The sequence below is a fragment of the Psittacicella hinzii genome, from assembly GCF_003585885.1.
Lineage (GTDB): Bacteria > Pseudomonadota > Gammaproteobacteria > Enterobacterales > Psittacicellaceae > Psittacicella.
Genome location: NZ_NRHC01000092.1, coordinates 1 through 1065 on the forward strand (window position 1 = coordinate 1; position 1065 = coordinate 1065).

Genomic DNA, 1065 nt, shown 5'->3' on the forward strand with positions numbered 1-1065 from the left:
TTTTACAATCAGCGGACTATAAATGACGTTCAATTCTTTTTATGAATTGCTCTTCACTCAGACCTACAGCTTTTAATATTTCTTTTTGCTTACCAGTAATTGGACTAATACCAACAGAACCATTTTTTAATTTATAGACTCTGATTTTATTCAATTCTGTTATAGCATCAAGAATTGTTAATTTCTTAGTAGCTGATCTACCTTTAATGCGATTTGAAAGTTCATTGTAGATAATTAGAGAAATAAAGATACTTAACGCTTTACCTAACGATGTCTCTTTTGTATGAGTACGGTAAACTCTGCAGCCAAAGATATGCTTGATTATTCTCATCATTAACTCAATAAAGTTACGTCTGCGATAATCTAATAAACATTCTTTTGCGTCTTTACCATTGTTATCGATTACAACAAAGATGCCGCAGTGTTTAGTGTTTTCTTTGAATTTCTCGTTGCTAAATACAGCTTTATAGATTTGAACATCTCCGTCATTCATTGGAACAACATCAACAACACCATCATGCTTCTTAATTTGTTTTGCGAAGCTTATAGTGTTATTTTTAGCTTCTTCCATGACTTTCTCAACTTTGCTACGTTCGATACGGAACTCTTCTCTATAAAGATCAGTACTGAAGAATACGTTAGCAGTCATTGGTGTATCACCACACATAACAGGAACTTGCATAGTGTACACATCTTCGTCAAACAGGTAATCACCTTGTTTTTCAATGATATCGTACGTCTTTTCAACACATTCTTTAAATGCGTTAGTGCTTTCTCTTAATAAGGTGGTTACTCCAAGCCCTTGACTGTTTAGATCCTCGATAATATCTGTAGAAACACAACCAGTATCACAGATAATGCTAATTTCATTCTCTGAAGAGTCTGGTAATAACTCATTAAATCTAGATCTGAAGTGAGTTACGTCAGTAGTGCTACCGTGGTAAAGGTCAAAGTTGATAGGTATACCCGTAACTTCATCGATAATTAGAGCAAAATTCATTTGGGGAAGGTTGTCTTTATCGCGATTATAACCTCTTTCAATTAGGTCATTATCATACGTAACTG

1 protein-coding gene is annotated in these 1065 nt (G+C 34.1%); it reads right to left on the reverse strand.

Features of this window, described 5'->3' with window-relative positions; translation table 11 throughout:
* Positions 1-16: 16 nt before the first annotated feature.
* Positions 17-1065, reverse strand: a 1049-nt coding sequence (locus CKF54_RS06635; protein ID WP_147396834.1) for a transposase, incomplete at its 5' end; no start/stop codon positions are given.